Raw genomic sequence first — 23,482 nt, forward strand, 5'->3', positions numbered from 1 at the left:
GAGCTATCGATTTAGAAAATCGTTACAATCAGATACTGAAATATTAAAAATTCGATTAATCTTTTCCATAATTCTTTATATTCAATTTAATTTTTCTGATAGAAATCGACGATATCATCTACTACATTTTTACCGAAACATAACTTATCCCTTTCTTATTCTTTAAATCAATTTTGATTGGTAGTATATTATGATCGGTTTTACAGATCGATTAAATCATGCACGATAGTCAAAACCTATATTAATTAGTATTACTGATCGTTGAAATCTTTCAAATATTTTTAAAAAGTAATAAGTTATAGTAAATTTAAATAATGAAAGGAGTGTAAATAATGTGCAAAAATATAAAGCAAAAAATTCTAAGAATTAAAGAATTAAAATCAAAAACAGAGCTACTCACAAAAAAAGAAATATTTGAACTAAATAGCTTAATAAAAGAACTTAAAGAATTGTTAAGGGTGAAATTACAAGAACAACAAGATATTGACTTTATTATTGATATTTATTAGTTTTTTTAGGAAACCTACTTACATCAACATCAACCAAAAAAACTAAAATACAATAAAACGAATAAAAAGGGGAACTAAAAGCTCCCCCCTTTATCATAACTATCCCCTAAAAAGTAGAAAATTGTCTATGACAAAAGTAAAAGAGAATTTGAATATGAAAAAGGTGATAAGCACTAAATCGTACCGATATTAAAAAAGTTAAAGCACATTTTTCAATTAAAGCGCTTTGCCTCAAATAAGATATGGGATATTCAACTTTTTATAAATGGAGGAAAAATACGATGGTCTAGAAATTTGGGATATCAGATGTTTAAAAGAGTTAGAAGCGAAAAATCTCAAGCCTAAACGGATGTTTGCAAAATTACAGCATCAAGAATCAATCAGCACAAAAACGTGGACAAAATAGCTACAGCCTATTCAATCTATTTCAATTACCATGAGCTGTGCTATTGTAAGATTAATCCACAGCGTTTACTATTATCATCCTAAATAATCAAATGATCTGATGATTATATCGATATTAAGTAATTCGAAATTATATTATAACAACATCTTTATGCTTTTTATTTTCTTTTTATTCAAAGATAAACAGCCCTCTAGCCGATATTATGAAAAATATTTATTTGTATATGATTAATATATCAAAAAACAGCTTATCGTCTATCTATTTGAATAAATAATATTTTACTAGTTCCCTAAAGTTCTTCTGGTCGCCATTTCGGTTGAATCCCAATATAATTCTAGTATACTAAGCTAACAAATTTTAATATCGGTAAATTAATCTACTTTTTAATTTATATGTTCTGTTTTCTATAATAGAATAACGATAAAGTAGAAAGATATTCCCTAGTTAATAATGGACACTATTTATGTTGGACCCAAATTTACTCCGAAATGAATTGGATCTTGTCGCTAATAAATTAGCACGTCGAGGATTTAAATTAGATATTGATACGATTCGTCACTTAGAAGAAAAACGCAAAGTATTACAAGTTGAAACCGAGAACTTACAAGCCGAACGTAATGCTCGTTCAAAAGCAATTGGTGAAGCAAAAGCACGAGGCGAAGATATTACAGCTGTCCGTGAAGAAGTCAATAAACTTGGTGAAAAACTCAATAGCGCTAAAGCAGAGCTTGATATCCTACTAAGCAAAATTAAAGATATCGCTTCCACTATCCCAAATATTCCTGATGACTCTGTTCCTGATGGAAAAGATGAAAATGATAATGTTGAAATTTCACGCTTTGGCACACCAAGAAAATTTGATTTCCCAATTCAAGATCATGTTGCATTAGGAGAACGCTTTGGTGATCTTGACTTTGCAGCAGGGGTAAAACTCACAGGTGCACGTTTTGTGGTTATGAAATCACAAATCGCACGCTTACATCGTGCTATTACTCAATTCATGTTAGATTTACATACAGAACAGCACGGTTATACCGAAATTTATGTTCCGTATTTAGTCAATCAAGCAACACTTTTTGGAACAGGGCAATTGCCAAAGTTTGCAGGTGACTTATTTCATACTAAACCGCTTGATGAAGAAGCTGAAAGCAGTAATTATGCGTTAATTCCAACTGCCGAAGTGCCTGTCACTAATCTTGTGCGCGATGAAATCCTTGATGAAAGTGTATTACCTTTAAAAATGACAGCACACACCCCTTGCTTTCGCTCTGAAGCAGGATCTTACGGTAAAGATACTCGCGGCTTAATTCGTATGCATCAATTTGATAAAGTAGAATTAGTTCAAATTGTTAAACCTGAAGAATCTATGAAAGCATTAGAAGAGTTAACTGCTCACGCAGAAAAAGTATTACAATTACTTGAATTACCATATCGAAAAATTGTGTTATGTACTGGAGATATGGGCTTTGGCTCTTGTAAAACCTATGATCTTGAAGTATGGGTACCAGCTCAAAATACATACCGAGAAATTTCTTCTTGCTCAAATATGTGGGATTTCCAAGCTCGCCGAATGCAAGCTCGTTATCGTAATAAAGCTGATAACAAAACATATTTAGTACATACACTAAATGGTTCTGGTCTAGCTGTTGGACGTACACTTGTTGCTATTATGGAAAACTATCAACAAGCAGATGGTTCAATTAAAGTTCCATCCGTTTTAGTACCTTATATGAATGGTGTTGAGTTTATTAAATAACTCCCCCTTCTCTTGCAGAGAATAGCGCTATTTATTAGCGCTATTTATTAGCGCTATTTTTTTATTAATAAAGGTGAAAAAATGATAAAAGGTGTAGCGCTTTCAATACTGGCATCATGTCTCTTTGGGTTACTTTATTACTACCCTGTTTTGTTACATTCCTTATCTGTTGTTGATATTTTTTGTTGGCGATTACTAACTTCATTTCCTGCAATAGTTATATTAATCATTGCGGGAAAACAGTGGTCAGTTATAACTGCACTTTTTAGACGAATAAAGCAACAACCACTTTTTTTATTAGGGTTATTATTTTCTTCTGTTTTGCTCACAATACAGATGATGATTTTTATTTGGGCACCACTTAACGGACATGGATTATCGGCATCGCTAGGTTATTTTTTATTGCCACTAGCAATGGTGATTTCTGGGCAAATCTTTTATAAAGAAAAACTCAGCTTTTTGCAAAAAATAGCTGTTGCACTTGCAGTATTAGGCGTGGCTATTGAAATTTACATCACTGGTGCTTTCTCATGGGAAACCGCTGTTATTGCTTTGGGGTATCCAATCTACTTTATGACAAGGCGCAAATTGCGAATAGATGGCATTGTAGGTACGTTTTCTGACTTTTTCTTTATCTTCATAGGGTGTCTTATATATTGTGCCTTAAATTATCGTTTAGACAAAATAATTAGTGATCTTTCTCATTTCCCGATTTACATACCAACCTTGGGGATCATCACGGCTATTGCTTTTGCTATCTATTTTGTTGCAAGTCGCTTACTGCCCATGGGATTATTTGGTTTATTAGGATATGTAGAGCCGGTACTACTAACAGTTATTTCTATATTGTTTTTGCATGAAAAAGTATCATCAGAACATATTGTGTCATATGGATTTATTTGGTTATCTGTTTGCATTCTAGCTTTTGAAGGTGGGATTTTTGTTATACGTGCAATAAAACGAAAAAGATTACAATAGATACTAAAGAGGCACAATTGAATGCGCCTCTTATCAAACAATCTATCTACTATTTACTAAATGTAACATAATGACCATAGCTTTCTAAAATACCTTGGATCCTATCAAGGGTTTCTCTTGGTGGAGCCTCAACGCCTTCCAACTTATATTTATCTCCAATCGTATCCCATTTATAAGCACCTAGTTTATGATAAGCAAGTAATTCTACACGCTCAATATTATCCATCCCCTCAATAAATTTACCAAGCAGATGTGCTGAATTATCATCATCAGTCCACCCAGGAACAACAACATAACGTATCCAAGTTCGCTTATTAATTTTTTGCAAATATTTAGCAAATTCAAGAACTCGTTTATTTGGCACTCCAACTAATTTTTGATGAATTTCATCATTAACTTGCTTTAAATCAAGCATGACCAAATCTGTTACCTCTAAAAGTTCATCAACAACATGGTCGAGCTGCCTTGCATAACCATTAGTATCCAAACAAGTACTAATGCCTTCTTGATGACAAGCTCTAAACCATTGAGTAACAAACTCAGCTTGTAACGTAGCCTCACCGCCCGAAGCTGTCACACCACCACCATTAGGCATAATAAAACTTTTGTAAGAAACAATTTCTTTCATAAGCTCATCAACGGTGACCTCTCGACCAGTTTTTAAATCCCATGTATCACGATTATGGCAATACAAGCAACGCATTAGGCAACCTTGAAAAAAAACAATAAAACGAATCCCTGGACCATCAACAGTACCAAAGGATTCAAAAGAGTGGATACGGCCTTTAATAGGCGACTTAGTTGTCATAATAATATTTTGTTGTTCCATAGATAATCTCGAATCATTGCTCATATGACTTTTTAATAATTTTAACTCCACTATCGTCAAACTTAAACCAATAGTATTAATCGCCATGAATTATATTTCGATTAATTATACTGGATAAATATCAACAATATTAAATTATTATCATCGGATTAATATTTAATTTAAAGATGGCAAAAATAATATTTGCACTGATAAAAAAATAGCGCCTTTAAAGACGCTATTTCGATTAAGTTAACAATTAACTAAATTACATTTTTTGTGTAAATGTACGGTTAATTACGTCATTTTGTTGTTCTTTAGTTAATGAGTTGAAACGCACTGCATATCCTGAAACACGAATAGTTAATTGTGGATATTTTTCAGGATGTTCCATCGCATCTAATAATGTATCACGATTTAATACATTAACATTTAGATGTTGACCACCTTCTACTGTAGCTTCATGATGGAAATAACCATCCATTAAACCAGCTAAGTTGCGTTTACGCACATCATCATCTTTACCTAAAGCATTTGGAACGATAGAGAAAGTATAAGAAATACCATCTTTAGCATAAGCAAATGGAAGTTTAGCAACAGATGTTAATGAAGCTACCGCACCTTTTTGGTCACGACCGTGCATTGGGTTAGCACCTGGTCCAAATGGCGCACCAGCACGACGTCCGTCTGGAGTATTACCTGTTTTCTTACCATAAACAACGTTTGATGTAATGGTTAATACAGATTGTGTAGGTGTTGCATTACGATAAGTTTTAAGTTTTTGAATTTTCTTCATAAAACGTTCAACTAAATCAACAGCAATATCATCAACTCGTGGATCATTATTACCAAATTGTGGGTATTCACCTTCAATTTCAAAGTCAGTAGCTAAACCATCTTCATCACGAATTGCTTTTACTTTTGCATACTTAATCGCAGAAAGAGAGTCAGCTGCAACTGAAAGACCAGCAATACCACATGCCATAGTACGAATAACATCACGATCATGAAGCGCCATTAATGATGCTTCATAGCTGTATTTATCGTGCATATAGTGAATTGCATTTAATGCTGTTACGTATTGTTTTGCTAACCAATCCATAAAGTGGTCTAAACGAGCAAACACTGTATCAAAATCTAAATATTCATCAGTGATTGGAGTCTCTTTAGGGCCAACTTGCATTTTTAATTTTTCATCCACACCGCCGTTGATTGCGTATAGTAGAGTTTTAGCAAGGTTTGCACGTGCACCAAAGAATTGCATTTGTTTACCAACAATCATTGGGCTTACACAACATGCAATAGCATAGTCATCATTATTAAAGTCAGGACGCATTAAATCATCATTTTCATATTGTAATGATGATGTATCGATAGATACTTTTGATGCGAACTCTTTAAATCCACTTGGTAATTTTTCAGACCAAAGGATTGTCATGTTAGGTTCTGGTGATGGACCCATTGTATATAAAGTATTTAAGAAACGGAAAGAAGTCTTAGTAACTAATGTACGACCGTCAACACCCATACCAGCGATAGATTCAGTTGCCCAAATTGGGTCACCAGAGAATAATTCATCATATTCTGGTGTACGCAAGAAACGAACCATACGTAACTTCATAACAAAATGGTCAACAATTTCTTGAGCGTCTTTTTCTGTAATTAAACCAGCTTCAAGATCGCGTTGGAAGTAAATATCAAAGAAAGTCGAAGTACGACCTAATGACATTGCAGCACCATTTTGTGATTTAACCGCAGCTAAATAACCAAAGTATGTCCATTGAACCGCTTCTTGTGCAGTTTTTGCTGGAGCAGAAATATCGAAGCCGTATTTAGCTGCCATTTCTTTAATTTGGCCAAGTGCACGATGCTGTTCAGCGATTTCTTCACGACGTTGCATAATCATTGGAAGATCAACACCGTTTTCAAAATCAGCTTGAAGTGAATTGAATTGTGCAAATTTATCTTGCATTAAGTAGTCGATACCATAAAGAGCGATACGACGGTAGTCACCAATAATGCGACCACGACCATAAGCATCAGGAAGACCAGTAATAACACCTGATTTACGACAACGAAGAATATCTGGAGTATAAATATCGAAAACACCTTGGTTATGAGTTTTACGATATTCAGTAAAGATTTTTTTGACTAAAGGATCAAGCGTTCTGTTATAAGCTTTACAAGAATTCTCGATCATTTTGATACCACCAAACGGAATAATTGCACGTTTTAATGGTTTTTCAGTTTGTAAGCCAACAATTTTTTCTAAATCTTTTTCAATATAACCTGCATCATGAGCAGTAATTGTCGAAATAACACTTGTATCAAAATCCACAGGGGCATGGGTAGCATTTTCAATTTTAATGCCTTCCATTACTTTATCCCATAACTTAGTTGTAGCTTCAGTTGCGCCAGCTAAGAAAGACTCATCGCCTTCATATGGCGTGTAGTTTTTTTGAATAAAATCGCGGACATTAACATTATTTTGCCAATCACCATCTTTAAATCCTTTCCAAGCTGCTGCTTGTACTTCGTTTAAATTACTCATAATTTTCACCTCAGGTTTACAAAAATAACTATTTACCCTATTACATATGAGGGTAAATATTATAAAATCAATGTGGCTTACGTAAATATAAAGCCCAATAAGGTAGTGCTACAGCTAAACCACCTAAAATATTCCCAATTGTAACTGGAATTAAATTTTTAAATACAAAATGCGATATAGTTAACTCTTTAAATGCATCTGCCGACACACCAGCTGCTTGCCAAAACTCAGGGGACGCAAAGTTCTTAATCACAATACCCATAGGAATCATAAACATATTTGCAATACTATGCTCAAAACCGCTGGCAACAAACATCGCAACAGGTAAAACCATAATTAGCATTTTATCAAGTAAACTACGACCAGCGTAACTCAACCAGGCGGCCAAACAGACCATTAGATTAGCTAAAAAGCCAAGACATACTGCCTCAATAAATGTGTGATGTAATTTATGATCAGCGGTTTGTAAAATATTTAGTCCCCACAAACCATTGGCTACCATATACTGGCCCGAAAACCAAATAACTGTAACAAACAGTATAGCACCAATAAAGTTACCAACATAGACCAAAATCCAATTACGAATCATTTTAGTCCAACCAATTTTATGGGTCATTTTAGGTAAAATGGTCAATACTGTTGAAGTAAATAAGTCAGAACCACAACAAACAACAAGCATAAGTCCTAAAGAGAAACAAATACCGCCGACTAATTTTGCCAAACCAAAAGCAACGGTTGCTGTTCCGGTTGTTACGGTAATATAAAATACAAAAGCGATAGATATATAAACACCAGCGAGCATTGCGGATAAAATCGTACTACATGGGTGTTTGTTTACTTTGTAATTGCCAAGTTCTTCAGCAATTTGGGTCATTTGTGCGGGAGAATATGAATCCACAAGTTTATCGGTACTCAAACTAACATCCTCAAAAAAACTAGGGTTTTATGAGACGCATAGTATACTCAAAATTTGAAGCAGATCACCTTTTTTTTATTAAAAAACTTTAAAACCACAAAAATCCCTCATTATTAAAGACGTTACTTATAGTAAAAGTGAGTGATTTAAAATTTTTAAGAAAATTTGTTCATGGTTTGAAGCTAATCTTATTTAGTATCGCTCATCAAAAATTAGCTATTATAAACCTAGCCGTGTTATAAACGTATTTTTTCTCCAAATAGCTTAGGTAGATAGATTATTGATTTTATTTTGCCCCCATATAATTCAGCTGACGCCACGATTCATAAACCACAACTGCGACAGAATTAGATAAATTCATACTACGGCTAGTGGCTAGCATAGGAATACGGATTTTTTTATCTTGTGGTAGTGCATCAAGTATGGTTTTTGGTAAGCCTCGGGTTTCAGGTCCAAACATTAAGAAGTCATTTTGCTGGTAATTGACTTCACTATGTGGCTTTTGCCCTTTTGTGGTTAAAGCATAAACTTGGGTTAACAGGTCAATTTGATTGGCATCTAGAAAATGGTTGAGATTTTTATAACGTTTTACATCAACAAATTCTTGATAATCAAGTCCAGCTCGTCTTAATTTCTTATCATCCCAAAAAAAACCCATTGGTTCAATAATATGTAAATTGTAACCAGTGTTAGCACAAAGGCGAATAATATTGCCTGTATTAGCAGGAATTTCGGGTTCAAATAAAACGATATTTAAGGCTGAATTTGACACAACTTTTCTCTTTCACAATTTATTGATGTTTATGAATTGGCAATACTATCACAATTCTAAGTCCACCAAGATGACTTTTTTCTGCGTTTACAGTACCGTGATCGCGTATGATGGCATTAGCTACAATAGCGAGCCCTAATCCCGTTCCACCAGATTCACGATCTCGAGCTTCGCTTGTACGATAAAAAGGCCTAAAAATTTGTTCTAGTTCACTTTCAGCAACCCCTGGACCATCATCATCAATTGTAATAGTTAGTTTTTGTTGTTGTACAAAAAAATTGATATCGATCTGTTTATTCGAATAACGAAATGCGTTGCGTATAACGTTTTCAAGTGCACTGCACAAAGCAATTGGATAGCATAATATGGTATGGTTGGTTGGAAAATTTGTCACTGTTAATTTTTTACCTATTTGTTCTGCTTCAAAAGCGGCATTATCAAGCACCTGTTTAAATAGAATATTAATTTTATTAAATTCACGAATTTCATTATTGTCATATTGTTGCCTTGCCAATGACAATAAGTCACCAATCATAGAATCTAATTTCATGGCTTCATTATTAATACGAATAACTTCACTACTTTCGCCTTGTTTGCGCCGCAATAGCGATGTGGCAAGTTGCAAACGAGTCAAGGGAGTGCGTAACTCATGAGAAATATCTGAAAACAAACGCTGCTGTACTTCTTGCATCCGTTTAAGCTCTCTTAACATATGGTTAAAACTAGCACCCGTCGCTTTATATTCAGATGATCCCGTTTGTTCTAGCTCAGGCCACTCTTGTAAATTTCCTTTCGCAACCTGATCAGCTGCTTTTTTTAGTCCTCTAGCTGGTTTTGCAATACTCCAAGATAACCATAGCAAAAAGGGAGAACTAGCCAGCATGGTCAAACTTAATAATAAAAAAGGATGATCAAATATAAAGTTAACTAATTGAGATTGAATATCTGTAGTTTGTTGTAGAATATATAATTGATATTCAGCATTAGCATAATGAATTAGAAAAGGTCCTATAATTTCTTGAGAATCATAGATTTTTTTTGCAGGATCTTTAACATTATGGGATTTTTCACTAAAGTTTTTGAGCAAATCAATATTTTTTGTTTCAGCGGTAATGATTTGCTCATTAGGAGTAACAATAAATAAAAATTGACCCGGTTTTTGATGACTATCCATAACAACAATAAAACGCATCCACCACCGAAAACTATCTTTTGGTACATTAATAAGATCATTTTCAATCTGATGCGCAAGTACATTACCAGCTTCTTTATCTTTATTTGCTAAGTAGGTTAAATTTCGAGAATCAAGACTCGGTAAAACCATTATTAACATTAGGAAAAAAGCTATGGTTAATAAAAATATTGTGAAAATTCTGATTGATAGTCTATCAAAAAACCACATGTTATATTATCTAATTTCCATTGTAATGTTATCCGTGCAACAAATCGTCATTTTGATCAATTACAAATAAATAACCTTTTGAACGTAAGGTTTTAATCCAAGGTAAACCATCACTCCTAGGCGGGAGCTTTTTGCGTAAATTCGAAACATGTACATCAACTGAGCGGGCAAGTGGAATAAACTCTTTCCCTAAAACAGATTCACTTAACGTCTCACGTGTAATTATTTTACCTGCATTTTCAAGAAACGTTAACAACACTTGAAACTCTGTACCCGTTAAGATGATTTGTTCGTTATCAAAAAATACAGATTGTTGTTTTCGATTTACACTAAGTTTATCAATTGTATATTGAACCGGTTTATCGATTTCGCCGTTTCCTATATTACCCCATTGAGTTCTACGTAAAAGTGCGTTAATTCGGGCAATAAGTTCTCTATCATTAAATGGCTTTAGGATGTAATCATCAGCACCTAGTTCCAACCCAATAACTTTATCATATTCATTATCTTTAGCCGTTAAAAAAATAACAGGTACCGTAAATTTACCTCTAAGTTGAGATAATAATTTAAATCCATTCATTTCAGGCATCATAATATCTAGCAAAATAAGATCTACCGTGTTATCAAACTTTTCTAACGCCTGAACACCATTATTTGCTATTTCAACTTGATACCCCTCTAATTCAAGCAGTTCTCGTAATAATAAAGTAATTTCCTGATCATCATCCACTACAAGTAATTTGCTGCCCATTATAGTCCTCTTTATCTAATTCACTCTTGATACTTATTTCAATAACAAATATAGTTTTTATCCTAGATAACTCATTATATGTAAAATTTACTAATAATATAGTAAATTATTGTTAAGTTTTATATAGAAAATATTTTTACGTTATTAAAACCTTGGTCAATTAAATAAAGCGCTTGTAACTTACTCATGACACCACGATCGCAATATAGTAAATATTGCTTCGATTGATCCAAATTCCCAAATTGCGTTGCTAACTTATAAAATGGAATATGCTTAACTTCAATATCATTCAATATAAGTGGGTTATCTTCCTGCTCTTCTGAAGAGCGAATATCAATAACCACGTGCTCGGTACTCAAAGTTGTGACAGTTTCAACATGAGCAATTTTTGTATCAGTTTGTTTTGCTATCTCACGAATATCAATATTTTCAGCCTCGGCAACTGCTTTATCCAAAATCGTGAAATCAAAATTCATTTCCTCTGCTTCAATTTTTTCTTTCACGGCTTTAACCGTTGGGCTTTTAGATATCACGCCACAAAATTCTGGCATTGTTTTAGCTATATCTTCAGTACCAATTTGACGAGCAATATTGATAATGGTTTCTTTATCGTGTGTGATTAAAGGACGTAAAACTAATGTATCACTGGCATTATCAATTAAACGTAAATTGGTAAGTGTTTGGCTTGATACTTGCCCCAATGCTTCTCCAGTAACGAGAGCTTCCACTTTATAGCGTTGCGCAATTTTTGATGCTGCACGAATCATCATCCGTTTTAGAATAACTCCCATTTGCCCATCATCAATTTTTTCAAGAATTTCACCAACAACATCTGAAAAATCAATAGCAATGAAACGCACTTTATGCGAGCTACCAAAACGTTCCCATAGGTAATGAGCCATATGTTTAACGCCAATTTCGTGAGTTTTTCCGCCAAGATTAAAGAAACAATAATGCACTCGGCTTCCGCGTCGCATTAGCATATAACTTGATACACCAGAATCAAAACCACCCGATATGAGCGAAAGAACATCTTCTTGTGTACCAGTTGGAAAACCGCCAATACCAGCATGTCGACCTTTTACCAGCAGTAACTTTTCTTTGTCGATTTCAAGATGAACGGTGATTTCTGGATGAGTTAATTTAACCTTAGCTGAAGACACATGTTGATTAAGCCCACCACCAACATAACGTTCAACATCAATTGAAGTAAATTCATGTTTACCACGACGCTTCACGCGTACACAAAACGTTTTGTTTTCAATTAATGGAGCATAATAATCCAATGCTTTTTCAAAAATATCATGCATATCAACAAAAGTGATTTCATCGACAGCAAGAATATGATGTATACCAGGGATTCGCATTAATAATTGAAGTATCTTAGCTTCACTATTTTCAACTTTTGGACGAACTTCAATAAAATCCCAATGACGAATAACCGCAACATCTTCAATATGATGCTTTAAAATATTACGAATGTTACTTGTTAGTATTTTAATAAATCGTAAACGAACAGAATCACTTTTGATGGTAATTTCGGGAAAGAGCTTAACAATAAATTTCATAAAATCAATGAGAACTATTATAAAAATGCATTATTATACTTGTTTTCCTCAAAAACTCACAATTGATTATAAGAAATATATCTAATGACGATTTTAATTTATTTATTGAAATAAATTTAGTTAATAAACAATGATACCTCATCTACAGATAAAATAAGTATTTTTACTACTCGAAAAGTATAACTGCTTAAAATATATCAATCATATCTTAAATTTTACTTGCTTGTTTGGCTGTCTTTCGCTAATATTTCGCATCAATAAATTCTGCTGTATAACATATAAAATTGACAGGTTGAAATGTACGAATTTTTAATTATAAGCTATTTAATTATCGCGATTGTAATAGTTGCATTAGTTTTAATACAACGAGGTAAAGGTGCTGACATGGGTTCATCGTTTGGCGCTGGCGCATCTGCAACTTTATTTGGCTCTTCAGGTAGCGGGAATTTCTTAACTCGTGCTACAACTTTATTAGGTATTTTATTTTTTGTAATAAGCATCTTACTTTCAAATTTAGGTGCAAAACCACACGTGACTTCATCTAACGAATTCGAAAACATTGAAGATACCGTACCTGAAACAACACAGCTAAATGAAGGTAATACTATACCTGCAACAGCTCCAATTACTCAACCTGTACAGCAAAATTCAACTTCGGATATTCCTGAATAACAACGGCGCCGTGGTGGTGAAATTGGTAGACACGCTATCTTGAGGGGGTAGTGCTCTAAGAGCATGCGGGTTCAAGTCCCGCCCACGGCACCAAATCAATAAACAGTAACATTCTTTTAAACCCTACAAAGTACACCAAACCCAGTAATAACAAGCCTCAAAGTCTATTTTATTGCCCATTAAGTATCAGTAAGGTACATTTACAACCAAAATTTTTAGGACTATATTAAGGACTATGCAAACATATTAAAATAATTTCATAGTCCCATAAGAGAAAAGTATGCCTAAAAAAGTAATTCCAATGACGCACCAAACAAAGTTCCTACGCAAGTAAAATAAAATTACTCCCCTATCCTTTTCTTAAAAAAATTCGTTTTTATAATACTTTCTAAAATTTCCACTTAAAAGAATTTTTGATTAATTTCAAGCAAAAGAGTAACTTTTAAAAAAGTAATTTTTAATTAACATTAGGCTCGAAACTGTAACCCTATTTTATACTGAAACGTATAATTACCGGAAACTTTTTTACAAAAACTGTAAAGCTTTGCCGACAGTGTCGGCAAAGCACGAATTAAGCAAAGCCTTTCAAACCAACTACATGCACATGTTCTTGGTTATTGATAACTTTACGTACGAGTTTATAGGTTGTTCCTTTTTCAGGACTGATGTTTTCTGGAGCAGCAATGATTAATTGCATTTCTAATCGTTCACAAAGTTCAAATAGTGTTGCAATTGATTTGGCATCTAGTCGAGCTGCTTCGTCTAAGAATAGTAGACGACATGGCAAAATATCTTTATTCCGAAGTCGTTTGGATTCTTCTTCCCAACTTTGAATCACCATAAGTAAAATTGACATACCTGTACCAATTGCTTCACCCGTTGATAATGCACCGCTTTCAGCACGTAACCAACCATCTGCACCTCGATTCACCTCAACATCCATTTCAAGATAATTTCGATAATCTAGCAGTTCTTCACCAATATTTTGAGCAGTTCGTTGTCCCATATCAATATGTGGATTTAAACGTTGATAGAGTTTAGCTAACGCTTCTGAGAAGGTAATACGATTATTACTAAATAGATCTTGATGTTCATTTTGCTCATCGGCAAGTGCAGCTAAAAGAGTTGAATGAGCTTCGCGAACATTGACATTTAAACGCACGCCATTAACTTGACCAAATGCCACTGCTTGTAATCCTTGGTTAAGCATACGAATACGATTTTGTTCGCGCTGTATGGTTTTACGAATAATATTCGATACACTCTTCGAGCTAATTGCCAGTTGCTGTTCACGCGAAGTGAGTTCTTCTGTTAAGCGTGACAATTCAATTTCCATCTGTTCAATGGCTTCAATTGGATCGTCAGTTTTAACAATATCCTGGCGAATCCGTTCACGCAAATGTGCGTAAACAGCGATATAGAATTGGATTTTACGTTCTGGGCGTTTTGGATCTTCTGATAGTCTTAATACATCCCGCAAATGTTCATTGTCATTAACAGCTAAACGTAAGGAACCTAATGCTTTATCTGACATTGAGCGCAATTCATCCGCACTTAAATAGGCAAGTTCACGTCGATGTAAACGCCGTTCAACACTATTTTCTTTAACAAGCCTTAAAACTAAACACCAACCCGCTTTGGCTTGCACTACTTGTTCGCGTAGTTGCTTATAATCTCGCAGTGTTTGAGTTAGCCGTTTTTGCAATTGTGTCATTTCGCTTTCGCACATAATGAGTTGCTTTTCAAGCGATGTACAATGTTGACGATTGTTATTTAATTTTTGATGGATTTCATCACGACGTAATCGAGCACGTTCTTCAGTGATCGCATCGGCTTTTACCCCAATTTGTTCAATTTCTTTTTGTAGCTCATGCAACATATCGCGCTTGGTTTCAAATGCACTTTTAAGCGAAGCTAGTGTTTGATTATATTGATTGTATTTGTCTTGATACTGTTGCATCTGGCTGCGAGCTTCAGTTCTTTGAGTTTCGACGATTTCTAAGCGAGAACGTAATTTTTCATTTAAATCACTATTTTCATTTAACATACCTGCCGAGTCTTCATAGCTAAAGTGGGCACGACGTTGCATTACTTCAGTTAAGGCAAAAACTTGTTGGCGGATAGTCTGTTGTTGTGCTTTAACTGTATTGTATTGTTCTCGTAAAACCTCATTTTGTTCAGGATCACTTTGTAAAACAGCTAAAATTGGTTCAAGCTCTGAAACGGTATTACGATTACGGCTAACATATTGCGCAGATTCTTGTGCTTGTGCTACTTGTTCACGTAAATCGTCAATCCTATCGGCCAGATCATCATCAGCCAATAAATGCATTTGCGCAACCAAGCGATTTATGGTTGCTAATTGTTCTTTGCAATTAGTAACTTGTTGCTGATTTTGTTTATCAATACTTTCCTGAGACGATAATTGTCGTTCAATTTCAGTGCGTCTTGTCGTTAATTTTTGCGCTTCAGCTTCAGGATCGATATCAAAAGCAACTCCTAAATGTTGACCAATAAATTGCCCAACATTTTGTTCAATTCGTTGTAATTTTTGTAAATCAAATGAGATAGTTGCATAGCGTTCATGTAATTCATCACGTTCGGCAGATAATTTTTCAAGGTGAATCTCACGAGCGGCACGACCAAATAGTGGTACTTTAGGAAAGCTTGAGAATCGCCATTGACGATCGCCCGTTTTGACAAGTACCGCTTTATTCATTTCCTCACAATCAAAAACACTATCATCAAATGATGAAGGATCACCTTCGATAAAATAGATATCTTCAGGGTAATCTTCATCACTTGCGGTAAGGTTTTCTAATTGCTGTTTAACTAATGATAAATCTGGTACAACAATAGCTTGTCTTGATGGACCATATAATGCAGAAAAGTAAGGTGCATCATCAATTGTTACATCTTCATAAATTTCAGAAAGTAATACACCATTAAATCGTTCTGCTAACGAAGACAAACGTCCATCATCGACACCACTAGGTTGATTTAGTTGCTCAATTTGAACATCTAATTGGTTGCGTCTAAAACTAATTTGGTCTCGCTCAGTAACAAGTATTCGCTCTTTTTCTAGCAGTTTTTGCATATGTTGAGTGACATCTTGACTATTATTAAACTGTTCACTAGTTTGTTCTTGTAAAGCGATTAATGCATCTTGTGCTTTCAACCATAATGGAGCTTTTTGACGATAATCAGCTATTTTTGATTGAATTTGTTCAAGCTCTTGCCTAAATTCAATACGTTTTTCGCTAGATTCATTAGCTCGTTCGGCTGTTTCGTCTAATTGCAATTCAAGTTCTTGTTTGAAATCATCTAGTTCATCGTAATTAACTTGGCGTTCAATACGTTTACAAAATTGTGTTAATAACGATTCTGCTTCTTTTTGTTCAAAAAATCGTTGTTCTAGCTCATCTAGTTGTAGCTGTAAATGCTCGGCTTGTTCTGCTTGGTAACATTGTGATGGCCATTGTCTTAATGCTTCTTTAGCGGCCGCAAAAGCGTCACTTCGGGTAACATCGCCAACTAATTTGATCACTAATTGATAAGCACGGTCAAACTGATTAATTGCCGCATCAGATACACTTAATTTTTGCTCGAGTTCAAGAACTTGTTCCGTGATCTCTTTTTGCTTTTCTTCAAACAATTCATAGTGATTTTCAATATTACTAATACCTAATTTTGGTAACTGGCATAATGACTGAGCATTTTTTAACGCCTGTAAGGCCTGTTGGTATTGAATTGCACGTGTTTGTTGAACATCAAGAGCCTGTTGGTAATCAGCTAATTGAGTCTTGATTTCGTCAACTTCTTGTTCTGTTTGTTCTACTTGATCACGATAGGTTTGGTACTGTTCATTCGCTTCAAGTACCACTTCGTTTTGTTCTTCTAACTTTAAGTTTAAATCATCTAAATCTGCTTGATAACGGTCAATTTTTTCCTGTTGACGTAATGCTGTTTGCACTAAATTGAGGTGATCATTAGCCGCCTGTAAGTCGGTTTCCAAATCACTTTGCGCATCTTGATGTTCTTTAAGTTCTTTTGCCATTTCAACTTGGCGGTATTGATTGCTTATAAGCAGATCTTGTGTTTTAAACATATCACGGCGCAGGCCAAGTACTGATTCTATATGAACTCGGCGTTCATTATTATGGCGCATATAATCAGCTGCCACATAATTAGTTGACTCAGTAATTAAGTGTTTAAATAAGTCACGATCCGATTGTGTTACTCGAATGGCTTCTAACGTCATCCGATTCTCGCGTAATGCGGCTTCCATATCTTGGAAAGCTTTTCGTACACCACTATTTTCTGGTAATAAATAATCACGTAGGGAACGAGTAATAGCACTTGAGATACCACCATAAAGTGAGGCCTCAATCAAACGGTAATATTTACTTCTATCGGATGGAGAGCGTAAGCGTTTTGGTAGAATACCAAAATCAAACATAACCGAATGATAATCAGTAATTGAGTTAAATTGTTTAAAGATAATGCCTTCCATTGATTCGGCTTTATCTTTTAACTCTGGTAACGATAAGATTCGCGCTTGTTTATCATTTAAACGCTCCGTAACCAACTCTGTTGGGCTTACACTGATAGATAATCCTTGCAATAAAAAAGGCTTGATATCGACTTTTTTGTCCCGCCCTGCTACTTGTTGCAAACGTACACCACAAATAATCCTTTGGTTCCGTGAGTTAATTACGTCCAGCATAGAATAACAGACGCCTGGTTTTAATTTACCATGCAAGCCTTTATCTCGTGAACCTGATGTGGCTCCAGCCTCGGTTGTATTTCTAAAGTGTAATAAAGTTAAGTCGGGTATTAATGCAGTTACAAATGCCGCCATGGTAGTTGATTTACCAGCACCATTACCACCAGATAATGTCGTAACTAATTGGTCAAGCTCAAAAGTTCGTGCAAAAAAACCATTCCAGTTAATTAGCGTTAATGAGTGAAATTTACCGTGTCCAATCATGATTATTCAGTCTCCTCATTAACATCTTCATCTTGTTCTTCATTATTATCATCTAAAATAAGTGCTGATTCGATTTTAATTGCTTCGCCATCTCGAATTAGGCGTAATTGCGCTTCTTGTGCGTCATCACTACTTCGTACATCCGCACCAAAACGGAAAATTGATTCGTTAATGCGAAAACGGCTACTGTCATTACCAACAATAAAAAAAATCATGCCTAGCCGGCGTAGGCGATTTAACGCTGTTTTCACTTTATCAAATAGTTTTTGGCGATCTAAATCTGAACCTGTTGAACGTTGGTTTACTAATTTGAGTAACTTACTTTCATCTGCTAATGAAACCAGTTCATCAAACAATTCTTGTAAGGTAAAAATCCCTTCATGCGCTAATCTCTCGGGACTTAAATACAAATAACAAAGTACTTTGCCAACAAGCATATCAAGCTCCGATAATACTGAACGAGGAATCAATGTTGTTGAGCGAGGACGAAGATAGAAAAATCCTTCAGGCGCACGGATTAGCTCAACATTATAACGTTGATAAAATTGTTCAAGCTCAAGTTGGAAATCCATTAGAAAAGCATGATGATCAAGTTCATCAATACCAATATGACGGCCAGAGCGTAGTAAACTATCCAGTTCTGGAAAGATCGGATTAGCAATTGCTTGGGCCAATTTAACGGGCATATATTTATCGATAGAAGCTTGAGAACTAGCGACTATGCGCCCCATAACTTCATCAAGATGATGTGCGTTTTGTTGTGTTTCGAAATCGTTAGTATCTGTTGATGACATGTGCTTGTACCTTAGCTCCATAATCGTTAATAGGTTTCCATTCGGCAGGAATTCCAAGCCAATCATCTTCAGCAATACCGAGACGAATAGCCTGATCAATAAATAATCTCGCTATATCAAAATGTTGTTCGCGCGGGAACTGAGCCAAATAGTTATGAATGGTAGCGCCCATATCAAGTGGTTTATTTTCTTGCTTAAATACCATTAAATTTTGTTCAATATGAGCAATAATATGTTCTTGAATCTCTTCAATCATTTCAAATTCAAGTTCCGAAGGTAATTCTCCAGTTACCTCAGCATCATGTAGTGCCAATTCTTCATCACGCATATCTAGTAAGCGATCGGCATTAGCAAAAGTGAGTGACCAAGGCAAATCAAAGTATCCTTGAATCGATTTTCGTAAGCGTTGCGAAAACACACGATTTTTATCTAAATCAATAGCAGTACGAATAAATTTATGAACATGGCGATCATAACCGATCCAAAGATCAATCGCTTTTTGCCCCCAACCAATAATTCGATCTAGTTTACCTTGCAGATCCATAACTACATTGTTGATTTTATCTAGTTCTGGATTATCAAGCGTCGCATCTTGTATTAAAAGTAAACTGGCTTGTAATTTATCACCTGCAGCAGCCAAAGTATCTTGTAATTCCCGCAATGTTTGTGATGTTTCAGTCAGTAACCCTTCACAACTGCTAATTGCTGCTTGCCAATCTTGACTTAATAGAGCAGAAATATTTTGTTTAACATCAGCTTGTTGTTCATCCATCACTCGTTGTGTGATATCGATACTATCAAAAATTTCAGCGACTGAATATTTTAATGGCGCAAAGACATTTCGATGCCAATGTAAATCATCACCACCTTCGATGGCTGCATCTGCAGCTCGTTTTAACTCTTGCGCAACAATAGATAATTGAATGGATAAACGCAGCGTTGAGAATTCACGTTGGCGAATATAATAATCAGAAATACCTATCCCTAACGGAGTTAAACGATAAATCGAAAAACCGTCTGTCATTTCACTTGCAAAACGTGTGATTAAGCGTTGGCGTACCAAATCATTGATAGCATTATTAGCTCGCAATGTAATAGTGTCTTCACTCTGCTCGAAAATTTGTGAAACATGCCTAAAAGCATCAATTAATTCAGATTCCGTCATTTCACCGTCAAAACGTTCGCTATTTAATACGGCAATAGCTAATAAAAAAGCTAACCTTTCCACAGGCAAAGCGATCGAAAAATCATTCTTTTTTGCCCAAGAGACCAGTTCTGGCACTGATTGGGAAAAATAAATCATAAAAAATCCTTAATTCAAGGAGAACAAAATCGAATCATGCCTCAAAGTTTACACTTCAAGGTAGACACAAAAATAACGCTAATTATATAACAATATAGAGTAAATTTGTAATGGAATTCGATGAAAGCATTAAAACTGTTTTATTTAAATTATAGCTATTTCGATATAGCCTTATAATAATATTAATTAATAAATATTACTCAAATAATTTAAAAATCTTATTTCTTGAATAAAAAATAGATTCACTACTCGCACAGAACCCTATTTATGCTAAAATCAACTTACATACAATAAACTAACATAAGGACGTAACGAAATGCATATCGGTATACCTAAAGAACGGTTAGCCAATGAAGCTAGAGTTGCAGCGACTCCTTTAACTGTTGGACAACTGTTAAAACTGGGCTTTACAGTTTCCGTAGAACAAGGCGCTGGACATGCTGCTCATTATGAAGACCAAGCTTTTATTGATGCTGGGGCTACAATTCAAAACGCACAAGACATTTGGCAAAATGATTTAATTTTGAAGTTTCATGCACCAAACGACGATGAAATACCTTTAATGAAAGAGGGTTCAACCCTTATTAGTTATATTTATCCAGCTCAACATAAAGAACTATTAGAAAAATTAGCCGCCAAAAATATTACTGTAATGGCTATGGATTGTGTACCACGTATTTCACGCGCACAATCTCTAGATGCATTAAGCTCAATGTCTAATATTGCTGGTTATCGTTCAGTTATTGAAGCAGCAAATCAATTTGGTCGATTCTTTACAGGGCAAGTTACTGCTGCTGGTAAAGTACCGCCAGCTAAAATATTAGTTATTGGAGCAGGTGTTGCAGGCCTAGCAGCAATTGGTGCTGCAGTAAGTTTAGGTGCAATTGTTCGTGCTTTTGATACTCGCCCTGAAGTTGCCGAACAAATTAACAGCATGGGCGCTGACTTTTTAGAGTTAGATTTTGAAGAAGAAGCAGGTTCTGGTGACGGTTATGCTAAACAGATGTCAGCGGCCTTTATTGAAGCTGAAATGGCACTGTTTGCAGAACAAGCTAAAGATGTTGATATCATCATAACAACTGCACTAATTCCAGGTAAACCAGCTCCAAAACTCATTTCGAAAGAAATGGTTGAATCAATGAAACCGGGTAGTGTTATAGTTGATTTGGCTGCATTAACTGGTGGTAACTGTGAGTTAACTAAACCAGGTGAAATTTTCGAAACAGATAACAATGTTAAAATTGTAGGTTATACTGATTTAGCTAATCGTATGCCAGCACAAGCATCACAGCTTTATGGTACTAACATTGTTAACCTATTAAAACTGCTTGCTAAAGAAAAAGACGGTAATATTGATATCAATTTTGAAGATGTTGTAATTCGTGGTGTAACTGTGGTTAAAGATAAAGAAATCACTTGGCCTGCACCACCGATTCAAGTATCTGCTCAACCTCAGAAAAAAGCATCAGATCCAATTGTTAAACCAGAACCAAAGCCAATGGATCCTCGCAAAAAATATGGTATTTTAGCTTTAGTTCTCATTGCTTTCTTCTGGCTTGCAAACTCCGTTCCTGAAAGCTTTTTAGGACATTTTACTGTATTTGCATTATCTTGCGTTGTTGGTTACTACGTTGTATGGAATGTTACACATTCTTTGCATACACCTCTAATGTCGGTAACTAATGCAATTTCTGGAATTATATTAGTCGGAGCAATTTTGCAAATCAGTGATGATAATGGCTTAACTACGGCAATTGCTTTTGTTGCTATTTTAATTGCTAGTATCAATATTTTTGGTGGATTCTTTGTTACCCAAAGAATGCTAAAAATGTTCCAACGTGGCAAGTAAAGGAGAGCATAAATTATGTTAAGTAATGGAATTATTCAAGCGGCATATGTAATTGCTGCGTTGCTTTTTATATTCAGTTTACGCGGTCTATCTAACCAAGAATCAGCCAAATCAGGCAATATTTACGGTATGATTGGTATGGCTATCGCTCTTATTGCTGCAGTTGCAAGTATTAAAGGCGGATTACACTGGATAGTTATTGCAATGATTATTGGTGCTGCAATTGGTTTATATTTGGCTAAAAAAGTTGAAATGACTCAAATGCCAGAACTTGTTGCACTACTTCATAGCTTTGTTGGAATGGCTGCTGTTCTAGTTGGTTTAAACAGTTATTTAGATCCACACATTCAAAATTTTCAAGGTGGAGAGTTAACTGTACATTTAGTAGAGATTTTTGTTGGTGTCTTTATCGGCGCAGTAACCTTCTCTGGCTCTGTTGTCGCATTTGGTAAATTAAATGGACGCATTAGCTCAAAACCATTATCAATTCCAAATAAACATTATTGGAATCTAGCAGCAATTGTTGTTTCTACCATTTTAATGTTTACTTTTGTTGAAGTAAAAAGTGGCGCTGGTGCAACAATTAGTTTGTTGATCATGGCAATTATTGCATTCGTGTTTGGTTTCCATCTTGTTGCTTCAATTGGTGGTGCTGACATGCCTGTTGTTATTTCAATGCTAAATTCTTATTCAGGTTGGGCAGCAGCAGCAGCAGGCTTTATGTTAGGCAACGATCTACTAATTGTAACTGGTGCGTTAGTTGGTTCATCAGGCGCAATTCTTTCATATATTATGTGTAAAGCGATGAACCGCTCATTTATTAGTGTTATTGCTGGCGGTTTCGGTAGCGATGGTAGCGCAGCTAGTTCATCAGATGAAGAACAAGGTGAATACCGTGAAATGCAACCAGCCGAAGTTGCGCAAACATTAAAAGAAGCCCGCTCAGTTATTATTGTTCCTGGATATGGTATGGCAGTTGCTCAAGCTCAAGGTGCAGTAAGTAATATTACTGAAAGACTACGTGGTATGGGTATAGAAGTTCGTTTTGGTATTCACCCAGTAGCAGGACGTTTACCTGGGCATATGAATGTATTATTAGCCGAAGCAAAAGTCCCTTATGATATTGTATTAGAAATGGATGAAATAAACGATGACTTCCCTGATACTGATGTGGTTTGGGTAATTGGAGCTAACGATACAGTCAACCCAGCGGCAGAAGAAGATCCAAATAGTCCAATTGCTGGCATGCCTGTTCTTGAAGTTTGGAAAGCAAAAACGGTTGTTATTTCTAAACGCTCAATGAATACTGGTTATGCAGGTGTACAAAACCCACTATTCTTTAAAGAAAATAGCTATATGCTATTTGGTGATGCTAAAGACAGTGTTGAAAAAGTACTACAAAACCTTTAAGTATCACTAAAAGTATTACTGCGGCTTTTGCCGCAGTATATTTCTAA

16 protein-coding genes and 1 tRNA gene are annotated in these 23,482 nt (G+C 35.2%); 7 read left to right on the forward strand and 10 right to left on the reverse strand.

Translation table 11 applies throughout. From position 1 onward, the window contains the following. Positions 1–332: 332 nt before the first annotated feature. The 3 genes from A9G31_RS11735 (at position 333) to rarD (ending at position 3,649) form a co-directional block, all read left to right on the forward strand. Positions 333–509 (forward strand): hypothetical protein, encoded by a 177-nt coding sequence (locus A9G31_RS11735; RefSeq protein WP_176700344.1) that lies wholly within the window; start codon positions 333–335, stop codon positions 507–509. 869 nt (positions 510–1,378) lie between these two features. After that, the gene (serS, locus tag A9G31_RS02920) at positions 1,379–2,671 is read left to right on the forward strand and encodes a serine--tRNA ligase (protein ID WP_065560354.1); all 1,293 of its coding nucleotides are present in this window, start codon (positions 1,379–1,381) and stop codon (positions 2,669–2,671) included. Positions 2,672–2,752: 81 nt separating this feature from the next. Continuing rightward, positions 2,753–3,649 carry an EamA family transporter RarD gene (gene rarD, locus A9G31_RS02925; RefSeq protein ID WP_065560355.1) on the forward strand — a complete coding sequence of 299 codons (897 nt, stop codon included), beginning with the start codon at positions 2,753–2,755 and terminating at the stop codon, positions 3,647–3,649. Between the two features lie 49 nt (positions 3,650–3,698). On the opposite strand, the gene pflA is transcribed toward rarD, so the two are convergent. The 7 genes from pflA to thiI form a co-directional block, all read right to left on the reverse strand. Continuing rightward, a complete protein-coding gene (gene pflA / locus A9G31_RS02930; protein WP_218056351.1) occupies positions 3,699–4,478 on the reverse strand; it encodes a pyruvate formate lyase 1-activating protein in 780 nt (259 codons plus the stop codon). 247 nt (positions 4,479–4,725) lie between these two features. Beyond that, positions 4,726–7,008 (reverse strand): formate C-acetyltransferase, encoded by a 2,283-nt coding sequence (pflB, locus tag A9G31_RS02935; RefSeq protein ID WP_065560356.1) that lies wholly within the window; start codon positions 7,006–7,008, stop codon positions 4,726–4,728. Positions 7,009–7,075: 67 nt separating this feature from the next. Then, positions 7,076–7,924 (reverse strand): formate transporter FocA, encoded by an 849-nt coding sequence (gene focA / locus A9G31_RS02940; RefSeq protein ID WP_081299320.1) that lies wholly within the window; start codon positions 7,922–7,924, stop codon positions 7,076–7,078. Positions 7,925–8,210: 286 nt separating this feature from the next. Further along, positions 8,211–8,696 carry a tRNA (uridine(34)/cytosine(34)/5-carboxymethylaminomethyluridine(34)-2'-O)-methyltransferase TrmL gene (gene trmL, locus A9G31_RS02945; protein WP_065560357.1) on the reverse strand — a complete coding sequence of 162 codons (486 nt, stop codon included), beginning with the start codon at positions 8,694–8,696 and terminating at the stop codon, positions 8,211–8,213. Positions 8,697–8,715: 19 nt separating this feature from the next. Next, positions 8,716–10,098, reverse strand: coding sequence for an envelope stress sensor histidine kinase CpxA (gene cpxA, locus A9G31_RS02950; RefSeq protein ID WP_065560358.1), 1,383 nt, complete (start codon positions 10,096–10,098; stop codon positions 8,716–8,718). Positions 10,099–10,126: 28 nt separating this feature from the next. Next, on the reverse strand, positions 10,127–10,849 hold the full coding sequence (locus tag A9G31_RS02955; RefSeq protein WP_065560359.1) for a response regulator: 723 nt from the start codon (positions 10,847–10,849) through the stop codon (positions 10,127–10,129). Between the two features lie 119 nt (positions 10,850–10,968). Next, entirely contained in the window at positions 10,969–12,417 is a 1,449-nt protein-coding gene (gene thiI / locus A9G31_RS02960) for a tRNA uracil 4-sulfurtransferase ThiI (protein WP_065560360.1), read from the reverse strand. A gap of 297 nt (positions 12,418–12,714) precedes the next feature. Between thiI and secG the strand changes: the two genes are divergently transcribed. Further along, the gene (secG, locus tag A9G31_RS02965) at positions 12,715–13,089 is read left to right on the forward strand and encodes a preprotein translocase subunit SecG (protein ID WP_065560361.1); all 375 of its coding nucleotides are present in this window, start codon (positions 12,715–12,717) and stop codon (positions 13,087–13,089) included. A gap of 7 nt (positions 13,090–13,096) precedes the next feature. After that, positions 13,097–13,182, forward strand: a tRNA-Leu gene (locus A9G31_RS02970). Between the two features lie 478 nt (positions 13,183–13,660). Here A9G31_RS02970 and mukB read toward each other — a convergent pair. Genes mukB through mukF form a run of 3 tightly spaced genes read right to left on the reverse strand, consistent with a single transcriptional unit; the run spans position 13,661 to position 20,176 of the window. Beyond that, a complete protein-coding gene (gene mukB / locus A9G31_RS02975; RefSeq protein WP_065560362.1) occupies positions 13,661–18,079 on the reverse strand; it encodes a chromosome partition protein MukB in 4,419 nt (1,472 codons plus the stop codon). Positions 18,080–18,081: 2 nt separating this feature from the next. Beyond that, positions 18,082–18,810 carry a chromosome partition protein MukE gene (mukE, locus tag A9G31_RS02980; RefSeq protein ID WP_081299322.1) on the reverse strand — a complete coding sequence of 243 codons (729 nt, stop codon included), beginning with the start codon at positions 18,808–18,810 and terminating at the stop codon, positions 18,082–18,084. Positions 18,811–18,853: 43 nt separating this feature from the next. Further along, a complete protein-coding gene (gene mukF, locus A9G31_RS02985) occupies positions 18,854–20,176 on the reverse strand; it encodes a chromosome partition protein MukF (RefSeq protein ID WP_065560363.1) in 1,323 nt (440 codons plus the stop codon). Between the two features lie 316 nt (positions 20,177–20,492). On the opposite strand from mukF, the gene pntA reads away from it, so the two are divergent. Then, positions 20,493–22,025 carry a Re/Si-specific NAD(P)(+) transhydrogenase subunit alpha gene (gene pntA / locus A9G31_RS02990; protein WP_065560364.1) on the forward strand — a complete coding sequence of 511 codons (1,533 nt, stop codon included), beginning with the start codon at positions 20,493–20,495 and terminating at the stop codon, positions 22,023–22,025. A 15-nt stretch (positions 22,026–22,040) separates the two neighbouring features. Next, positions 22,041–23,435, forward strand: a complete 1,395-nt coding sequence (pntB, locus tag A9G31_RS02995; RefSeq protein ID WP_065560365.1) for a Re/Si-specific NAD(P)(+) transhydrogenase subunit beta — start codon at positions 22,041–22,043, stop codon at positions 23,433–23,435. Positions 23,436–23,482: the final 47 nt, after the last annotated feature.

The organism is Gilliamella sp. Gris1-4, from assembly GCF_001690335.1.
GTDB classification, from domain to species: domain Bacteria; phylum Pseudomonadota; class Gammaproteobacteria; order Enterobacterales; family Orbaceae; genus Gilliamella; species Gilliamella apicola_P.